Here is a 6,929-nt window from a genome sequence, read left to right on the forward strand (position 1 = left end):
CGTCGAGTATGCACCGGCTTGGTGCGGTGAAGGCGTGCGTTGGGTCAAGATTGGGACAAGCCTGTGCAGAGTCGTTGGATGGTCGCCCCGGCCGCCGCGCCTGGCCCCGCAAATTAGAATGAAGCCATGTTTGTCCATCTTCGTCTCCACACTGAATTTTCCGTCGTTGACGGCACCAACCGCATCGGCGAGAGCGTCAAGGCCGCTGCGCTTGATGGCCAGCCGGCCCTGGCCATCACGGACCTGAGCAACCTGTTTGGCGCCATCAAGTTTTACAAGGCGGCGCGCAAAGCCGGCGTCAAACCGCTCATCGGCGCCGAAATCTGGCTCGAGGGCCTGGGCCAGGACGCCAGCGCGCTCTCGCGGGTGGTGTTGCTGGTGCAGAACAAGCAGGGTTACCTCAATTTGTCGGAGTTGCTGGCGCGCGCCTGGACCCAGCAGGGCAGCAAGGCGCAGGCCAGCGTTGGCTTGGACTGGCTCAAGGAACTGGGCGAGGGCTTGCTCATCCTGTCCGGCGCGCAGGCGGGGCCGGTGGGGCAGGCACTGCTGCAGGGTGATGATGCCCGCGCACTGGACGCCGCGCTGCAGTTGGCCGCTGTGTTCCCGCACCGGTTCTACCTGGAGCTGCAGCGCGCCGGCCGCGTGGATGACGAAGCGCATGTGGTGGCCACGGTGCAACTGGCAGCGCGCGCCGGTTTGCCGGTGGTGGCGACGCACCCGGTGCAGTTTGCCGGGCCCGATGATTTTGAGGCGCATGAGGCGCGCGTGTGCATTGCCGACGGTGAAATTCTGAGCAACCCGCGCCGGGTGCGGCGCTTCACGCGCGAGCAGTATTTCAAGTCGTCCGCGCAAATGCAGGCGCTGTTTGCCGACGTCCCCTCGGCCCTGGCCAACACCCTCGAGATCGCCAAGCGCTGCAACCTGACGCTAATTTTGGACAAGCCGCAGTTGCCGGACTTTCCGACGCCCGAGGTCAACGGCCAGCGCATGACGCCGGACGAGTACTTTCGCCATGCCTCGCATGAGGGCTTGCAGGAGCGCATGGCGCATCTGTACCCGGATGCGGCGCAGCGCGAGAAGGAACTGCCGCGCTACCTGGCGCGGCTTGAATTTGAGCTCAATACCATCGTGAAGATGGGCTTCCCCGGCTATTTTTTGATCGTGGGCGACTTCATCATCTGGGCCAAGAACAACGGTTGCCCGGTGGGACCGGGACGCGGTTCTGGTGCGGGTTCGCTGGTGGCTTATTCGCTCAAGATCACCGACCTGGACCCGCTGCGCTACAACCTGCTGTTCGAGCGCTTTTTGAACCCGGAACGGGTCTCGATGCCCGACTTTGACATCGACTTTTGCCAGACCAACCGCAACCTGGTGATTGACTACGTCAAGAGCAAATACGGCAAGGACGCCGTCAGCCAGATCGTCACCTTTGGCACCATGGCCGCGCGCGCTGCGGTGCGCGACGTGGGGCGTGTGCTGGACATGAGCTACACCTTTTGCGACGGCATCAGCAAGCTGATCCCGAACAAGCCGGGCGTCAGCGTCAGCCTGCAGTTGCCGCCACCGGACCGCAAGAAGGACGACAAAACCGTGTACGCGGTCGAAGCTGAGCCGCTGCTGGCCGAGCGCGAGGCCAAGGAAGAAGACGTCAAGATCCTGCTGGAGCTGGCGCGCAAGTTAGAGGGCCTGACGCGCAACGTCGGCATGCACGCCGGCGGCGTGTTGATTGCGCCGGGCAAGCTGACCGACTTTTGCCCGCTATACCAGCAGCCCGGCAGCGACTCGGCGGTGAGCCAGTTTGACAAATACGACGTCGAAGCCATTGGCCTGGTCAAGTTCGACTTTTTGGGCCTGGCCACACTCACCATTTTGGAGATTGCGCGCGACTTCATCATCGCCCGCCACAAGGGCCAGGAGAACTTCGCCTTTGAGAACCTGCCGCTGGACGACGTGCGCGTCTACAAGCTGTTTCAAGAGGGCAAGACCGAGGCCGTGTTCCAGTTTGAATCGCGCGGCATGCAGGGCATGCTCAAAGACGCCAAGCCGACCCGCCTGGAAGACCTGATTGCGCTGAACGCCTTGTACCGGCCCGGCCCAATGGACCTGATCCCCAGCTTTGTGGCGCGCAAGCATGGCCGCGAGGTGGTGGAGTACCCGCACCCGCTGGTGGCCGAGATGCTGAGCGAGACCTACGGCATCATGGTCTACCAGGAGCAGGTGATGCAGACCGCGCAGATTCTGGGCGGCTACTCGCTAGGCGGCGCCGACATGCTGCGCCGCGCCATGGGCAAGAAGGACGCCGATGAGATGGCCAAGCACCGCCAGATCTTCCGCGACGGCGCTGCCAAAAACGACATCAATCAAGCCAAGGCCGACGAAGTCTTTGACTTGATGGAGAAATTCGCCGGCTACGGCTTCAACAAGTCACACGCGGCCGCCTATTCGCTGCTGGCCTACCACACGGCCTGGCTCAAGGTGCACTACACGTCCGAGTTCTTTTGCGCCAACATGACGGTGGAAATGGACGACACCGACAAGCTCAAGGTCTTGTACGAAGACGCTTTGAAAATGGGCTTGACGTTTGAGCCGCCCGATGTGAACCGGGGTGGCAGCCGCTTTGAGCCGATCTCGGACAAGGTCATTCGCTATGGTCTGAGCGCCATCAAGGGCAGCGGCCAGCAGGCGATCGAGGCGATTGTGGCGGCGCGCGAGGGCCGTGGCGTCGGACCCAGTGGCGATGTCGTGGGGCCGTTCAAGAGCCTGTTTGATTTTTGCGTGCGGGTGGACCGTTCGCGCGTCAACAAGCGCACGGTCGAGGCGCTGATCAAGGCCGGTGCCTTTGACGCGATTCAACTCAACCGCGCCAGCCTGCTGGCCTCCACTGACTTGGCCTTCGAGTTCGGCGCCGCCGCGCTGGCCAACGCCAACCAGGGCGGGCTGTTTGACATGATTGATGACGCGCAAGGCTCGAGCACGCAGGAGCCCGAACTGGTGCAGGCGCTGCCGTGGGGTGTGAAAGAGCGGCTCACTTATGAGAAAACGGCCGTCGGCTTCTATTTGTCCGGCCATCTGTTTGACGAGGTGGCGCTTGAAGTGCGTCGCTTCGCCAAGCGCCAGATCGACGACCTGATTGACATCCGCGAGCCGCAGTTGCTGGCCGGCATCATCAATGATTTTCGCGTCATCAACGGCCAGCGTGGCAAGCTGGCGCTGTTCAAGCTGGACGACAAATCGGGCGTGATCGAGGCCCGGGCCGATGAAGCGCTGATCATGGCGCACAAGAATTTACTCAAGGACGACGAACTGGTAATCGTCATGGGCCAGCTCAAGCCTGATCGCTTTTCTGGTGGCATGCAGCTCACCGTGACGCAGATTTGGGACCTGGAACAGGCGCGCTGCCGCTTTGGCAAGTTTTTGCGCCTGGTGGTGAGCACGCTTGCCGGTCAGGCGCCCGATGTGGCGCGCATGGCGCGAGACTACCCGCCGCTGCGCGAGGTCACCGAGCAGGGCGAGTTGCTGCGCGGCATGGGTGTTCGCTTAAAGGTGACGTGCCCGGGGGAGGGCGCAAGCGCCACGGCGGAACTGCAGTTGGGCGATAGTGCCAAGTTCTACCCGAGCAACGCCGCGCTGGCGGGCTGGCGGGTGCAGGCCGGGGCGGGTAAGTCTGACATTGTTTATGAGTGAAATGCGGTTCTAGCCCCCGTTCAGCATGCTTAGGTAGCTATCAAGTTTATAGTTATTTTTCCCCCACTCACTCCCCCAACCCCTCTCTCGCCCCGCCGGGCGAAAGAGGGGAGCTTCATGTGGCCGCGTGTTTGAAGGTGGGAACTCTGTGCTCCACAGCGTGCTGGCCTCAAAGTGAAGACAAGCCAGCGACCAGTCGCCATAGCCAAATTCGGCGTCGCTTTAACTCGCCCGGCCAGTATTTCCCGGCCAGCCGCCCAGCAGCCAGTCACTCAGATCAAGCGCCGCCCCAACGCCACTTGGCAAACCGGGGGCGTCCATGTACGAATTTAGGATAAAGGTAAAAACAGCATCAATGGCCGGTCCGGTGCAGACTCGTTGCCCTATGCAGCGACCAACGAACGACCTGTCCATCCTTGGCACGCCCCTTGTTTGGGGCCACCATCCGGCGCCTCATTGGCCGGTAGGGGCCAGCGGTTGACTTCAAACGGTGACATGGAGAGCAAGGTTGTCAACGCGCCGGACAACAGGCTGATACCCAATAAGGCAAAAAAGGGCAGGACAAAAACCGCCTGAGTGTCAATACGACAGTTTGCTCGTCACTGATTGAGGACCACATAACTCTTTTGAGCCAGATCAATGATCCGCAGGTTGGCCCCGGTATTCACTTTGACTCCCGGCAGCAGTTGTTTATTAGTCCAGCCCTCGCGCATCATCGTCATGCCACATTCTTCGACTTCTACTCCTTTTGCCAGGATGGTCGCAATCATCGCCTTATAGGGATTGCCCTCTTTGGACTTTCGTACTTCGTTGTAGGCCATATCGTTGAGCAGCATAAATCCGCCGTCGCCGTTGAAAACAGCGACCACCTTCGCGTCGGTACCCATCTGACGAAATTTATCGGAGAGCACGCTCATTTGTTGCAACGTAAAGCTGTTGTCGCCACTCGGCGCAACCCGGTCCACACGAAAAACAACCTTGGCATCCTTCAGGACGATGGGCACATCTATTAAAGGTCCGCCCATCTTCATCATGTTGGGTTGCATCCCGCCCATCGGTTGTTGCCCCTGGGCAAATACTGTCGTACCTGAAATTGCCAAGGCTGTCATAGCGGCGAAAAAACGATGTTTCATAGTGGCTCCTCTGATCCGTAATTTGTATTGCCGTAAACAAGGCGACCGTCCAGATATCGAACCTGCATGCAATGTCAAGAGTATGGTTCAGAACAACCCAACACAGGTATGACAAGAATCAAAAGTTGACAATCTATCTGTGCCCCTTTGCCATATCTACCAATCAATTTATGCGGATGATCGTGTTGCTGCCGATGCCGGTCTGACCTTTCATCCCCGGCGTTGCCTGCTGCCTCAGTGCGAAGCAGCCGCCGCTTCCACCTGCCCCGACAGCGTCAACCACTGCTCTTCCAGAATCTGCAACTCGTCGTTGACGATCTTGAGCCGGTTGCCCAGTTCGGCATAGTCGGATGGCGGTGGCGATTTGGAGAGCAGGCCCTCCAGGGAAGCGCCTTCGCCGTTGAGCACCGCCATGCGCGCCTCACACTGTTCGAGTTGACGCTTGACGCCGCTGGACACCACCTTGACCTTGGGTTTGGCCGCGGCTTCGGCCAATGCCTTGCGCTCGGCCTTGGCGGCGGCGCTGCTGGCCTCCTTGATGGCTTCGCGCTGGCGTTTGGCTTCATCTAACAAATAACGCTGGTAGTCGTCCAGGTCCCCGTCAAAGGGCTCAACCCCACCGCGCGAGACCATCCAGAACTCGTCGCAAACGGCGCGCAGCAGCGCCCGGTCGTGGCTGACCAGCATCACGGTGCCTTCAAACTCGTTGAGCGCCATTGACAGCGCTTCACGCGTGGCCAGGTCCAGGTGATTGGTCGGCTCATCGAGCAGCAGGAGGTTGGGGCGCTGCCAGACGATCATGCACAGCACCAGCCGCGCTTTTTCACCGCCGCTCATGCTGCCCACGGCCTGCTTGACCATGTCGCCGCCAAAGTTGAAGGTGCCCAGAAAACTGCGCAGGTCCTGCTCGCGCGTTGCCTGGCCGGCAATCTTGCCCAGCGCCGTCATGTCCTTGACCATGCGGATCATGTGTTCCAGCGGGGTGTCCGACGGGCGCAACACGTCGAGTTCCTGCTGCGCAAAGTAGCCGATGTTCAGGCCCTTGCCTTCGGTGATCTCGCCCTCTAAGGCCTGCAGTTCGCGCGCAATGGTTTTGACGACCGTCGACTTGCCCTGGCCGTTGGCACCCAGGATGCCGATGCGCTGACCCGCCAGCACCGAGCGGCTGACGTTCTTGACGATCACGGTCGGTGGTGTGCCCGCCGGGGCATCGTCGGGGGGCGGGTAGCCAAAGCTGACCCCCGTCATCGACAGCATCGGATTGGGCAGGTTGGCGGGTTCCTTGAATTCGAAGGTGAAGTCGGCCTCGGACAGCAGCGGCGCAATCTTTTCCATGCGGTCCAGCGCCTTGACCCGGCTTTGCGCCTGCTTGGCCTTGCTGGCCTTGGCCTTGAAGCGCGCAATGAATTTTTGCAGGTGGGCAATCTTGTCTTGCTGCTTGGCAAAGGCGTTTTGCTGCAGGTTCATCTGCTCGGCGCGCATGTCCTCGAACTTGCTGTAGTTGCCGCCGTAGCGCGTCAGCTTGGCGGCGTCGATGTGCAACGTGACGTTGGTGACGGCGTCCAGAAACTCGCGGTCGTGGCTGATCACGATCATCGTGCCTTCGTACTTTTTAAGCCAGGACTCCAGCCACACCAGGGCGTCCAGGTCCAGGTGGTTGGTGGGCTCGTCCAGCAGTAGCAGGTCACTCGGGCACATCAGCGCGCGCGCCAGTTGCAGCCGCATACGCCAGCCGCCAGAAAAACTGTTGACCGGGTTGGTGAGCTCGGTGGTCTTGAAGCCCAGCCCAAGGATCAGCGCTTGCGCGCGCGCCGGCGCGTCATGCGAACCCGCGTCCTGCAGCGCCATGTAGGCGTGGGCCATGCGGTCGTAGTCGTCGGTGGCTTCCGCCGCAGTCACTTCCTGTTGGGCGGCCAGCAGCGTGGTGTCGCCGTCGACCACATAGTCGGTGGCGCTTTGCTCGGTCTCGGGCATGTCCTGCGCCACCTGGCCCATGCGCCATTGGCTCGGGATGAAGTATTCGCCGCCGTCTTCGTGCAGCGTGCCGTTGAGCAGCGCAAACAGCGAGGACTTGCCGGCGCCGTTGCGCCCGACCAGACCGACTTTTTCGCC

The 6,929-nt window shown here is 61.1% G+C and carries 3 protein-coding genes; 1 reads left to right on the forward strand and 2 read right to left on the reverse strand.

Annotated elements, in window-relative coordinates; genetic code table 11:
- Window positions 1-126 precede the first annotated feature (126 nt).
- On the forward strand, window positions 127-3,684 hold the full coding sequence (dnaE, locus tag GZ093_RS11300; protein WP_296485953.1) for a DNA polymerase III subunit alpha: 3,558 nt from the start codon (window positions 127-129) through the stop codon (window positions 3,682-3,684).
- A 599-nt stretch (window positions 3,685-4,283) separates the two neighbouring features.
- Here the strand turns inward: dnaE and GZ093_RS11305 are convergent.
- Together GZ093_RS11305 and GZ093_RS11310 are read right to left on the reverse strand one after the other, a co-directional pair.
- The gene (locus GZ093_RS11305) at window positions 4,284-4,817 is read right to left on the reverse strand and encodes a DsrE family protein (protein ID WP_296485955.1); all 534 of its coding nucleotides are present in this window, start codon (window positions 4,815-4,817) and stop codon (window positions 4,284-4,286) included.
- Between the two features lie 234 nt (window positions 4,818-5,051).
- Window positions 5,052-6,929 (reverse strand): ATP-binding cassette domain-containing protein (locus tag GZ093_RS11310; protein WP_296485958.1); only part of this gene is annotated, 1,878 nt, incomplete at its 5' end.

Source organism: Rhodoferax sp., from assembly GCF_010365055.1.
Taxonomy (GTDB): domain Bacteria; phylum Pseudomonadota; class Gammaproteobacteria; order Burkholderiales; family Burkholderiaceae_C; genus Rhodoferax.